We start from the raw sequence: 2,341 nt of genomic DNA, 5'->3' as shown, positions 1-2,341 counted from the left end.
GTGGGCGACCGCGAGCGCGGCCTGGTCGGCGTGGAGCACGCGGATCCCGATCGGCAGGCGGCGGGCGTGGCGCCGGACGGCGACGGCGATGTGGGTCATGTAGGCCACGACCTCCGGTCCGGTCTCGTCCTCGTCGAGGGCGGGCGCGTCGTGGGCGTTCTCGATCAATAGGCCGTCGACGCCGAGCGCGGCGAGCAGGTTGGCCTCGGCGACCGCGCGGTCTACGGCGGCCTTGACCGACCGGCTCCCCGGCACGCCCGGCGACGGGCTCGCGTGGATGACCGCGATGACGGGCTTGGCTCGGGGAAACAGAGAGCGGACGTTGGCTGGCATGGGAGGACGATCCGCGAGGGGCGCCTCTAACCGGCTCTGTGCCACGTGCTGTTCCGTGAATACGGGAGCCCCTGATTGGAGGGTCGGGGTCGCCAGGCCAATCCATGGCGGTTAAAACCTCGAGAACCCGTCCTCGAAGGCGGCCCGTCTCGCCCTCGAGGACGAATCACGGGCCGGGACCGGGCGTACCGTCCCGCATGACCGATGCGACGACCTCTTCTCCCGTCCCCACGCTCGCCCTCGACGATGTCGTCGTCCTGTTCGCAGGCGACTCCGGCGACGGGATGCAGCTGACGGGGAGCCAGTTCACGCTCGCCACGGCCCACGCCCGCAACGATCTGGCGACGTTGCCGGACTTCCCGGCCGAGATCCGAGCGCCCGCCGGCACGCTGTACGGCGTCTCGGGCTTCCAACTCCACTTCGGGTCCGGCGCCATCCTGACGCCGGGCGACGAGGTGGACCTGCTGATCGCGATGAACCCGGCCGCGCTCAAGGTGAACCTGGCCCGCGTCAAGCCGGGCGGTGCCGTGCTGGTCAACACGAACGCGTTCGGCGACCGTGACCTGAGCCTGGCGGGCTACGACGCGAACCCCTTGGAGGACGGAACGCTCGACGGCTACGAGCGCCACGACGTCGAACTGACGACGCTGACGCACCGCGCGCTCGAGGACACGGGGCTCAGCAAGCAGGAGATCGACCGGGCAAAGAACATGTTCGCGCTCGGCCTCTCGCTGTGGATGTACACGCGGCCCGTCGAGCCGGCACGCGAGTGGATCCGGGCCAAGTTCGCGAAGGTCCCCGAGATCCGCGACGCCAACCTGCGCGCGCTCGACAAGGGCTACCACTACGGCGACATCTCCGAGAGCTTCGTGGCCCGCTACGAAGTGGCGCCCGCCGACCTCCCGCCGGGCATGTACCGCGCGATCAAGGGCAACGAGGCGCTGGCGCTCGGACTCGTTGCGGCCGGTGTCAAGTCCGGCCTCGACGTGTTCTACGGGACGTACCCGATCACGCCGGCCTCGGACCTGCTCCACGCGCTCGCCAAGTACAAGGCGTTCGGCGTCAAGACGTTCCAGGCCGAGGACGAGATCGCGGCGATCGGCAGCGCGATCGGGGCGGCGTTCGGCGGCGTCTTAGGTGTGACGGCGACGTCGGGGCCGGGCATGGCGCTCAAGGGCGAGTTCCTGGGCCTGGCGACGATGGTCGAGCTACCCCTCGTCGTCATCGACGTGCAACGAGCCGGGCCGAGCACGGGGATGCCGACCAAGACCGAGCAGAGCGACCTGCTGATGGCGCTCTACGGCCGCAACGGCGACGCGCCGACGCCGGTCATCGCGCCCAAGACGCCCGGCGAGTGCTTTCTGGCCGCCTTCCACGCGGCTCGGATCGCGCTTAGGTACATGACGCCCGTCGTGCTCCTGTCCGACGGCTACCTCGGCAACGGCTCCGAGCCCTGGCGCGTCCCCGACGCTGACGCGCTCCCCGACATCCCCGTTCGCTTCGCCGACCTCGAGGCCGCAACCGACGCGGGCGCCCTCGAGGACGACGCGTTCCTTCCGTACGTCCGCGACGAGTCGACCCTGGCGCGGGGCTGGGCGAAGCCTGGAACGGCCGGGCTCGAGCACCGGATCGGCGGGCTGGAGAAGGACTCGAGGTCGGGCGGCGTGAGCTACGACCCCGAGAACCACCAGCGGATGACCGAGACGCGCGCCGACAAGGTGGCACGGATCGCCCAGGACTTCCCCCCCACCGAGATCGAGGGCGACGACCGCGGCGACGTGCTCGTCATCGGCTGGGGGTCGACGTACGGCGCGATCAAGAAGGCCGTCGGAGACGCCCGCACGGGCGGCTTGGAGGTTGGACACGCGCACCTGCGGTGGCTCAACCCGCTGCCGCCCGATCTTGGGGACGTGGTCTCGCGCTACCGGCACGTCTTGGTGCCGGAGCTCAACCACGGCCAGCTCGTCCGCGTCCTGCGCGAGCGCTTTTTGATCCCGGCCAAGAGCCT

The 2,341-nt window shown here is 70.4% G+C and carries 2 protein-coding genes; one reads left to right on the top strand and one right to left on the bottom strand.

What is annotated here, in order from left to right:
• On the bottom strand, positions 1–333 hold a 333-nt coding region (locus WBA11_RS02120), incomplete at its 3' end, for a BtpA/SgcQ family protein (RefSeq protein WP_424519078.1).
• A gap of 197 nt (positions 334–530) precedes the next feature.
• Between WBA11_RS02120 and WBA11_RS02115 the strand changes: the two genes are divergently transcribed.
• Positions 531–2,341: 2-oxoacid:acceptor oxidoreductase subunit alpha (locus WBA11_RS02115; RefSeq protein WP_424519077.1), on the top strand; the 1,811-nt coding region annotated here is incomplete at its 3' end.

Origin of the sequence: Rubrivirga sp. (genome assembly GCF_049648075.1) — a bacterium.
Classification (GTDB): Bacteria; Bacteroidota; Rhodothermia; order Rhodothermales; family Rubricoccaceae; genus Rubrivirga.
The sequence above is the reverse complement of the archived record's forward strand: the minus strand, read 5'-3'. Positions and strand labels throughout refer to the sequence as shown.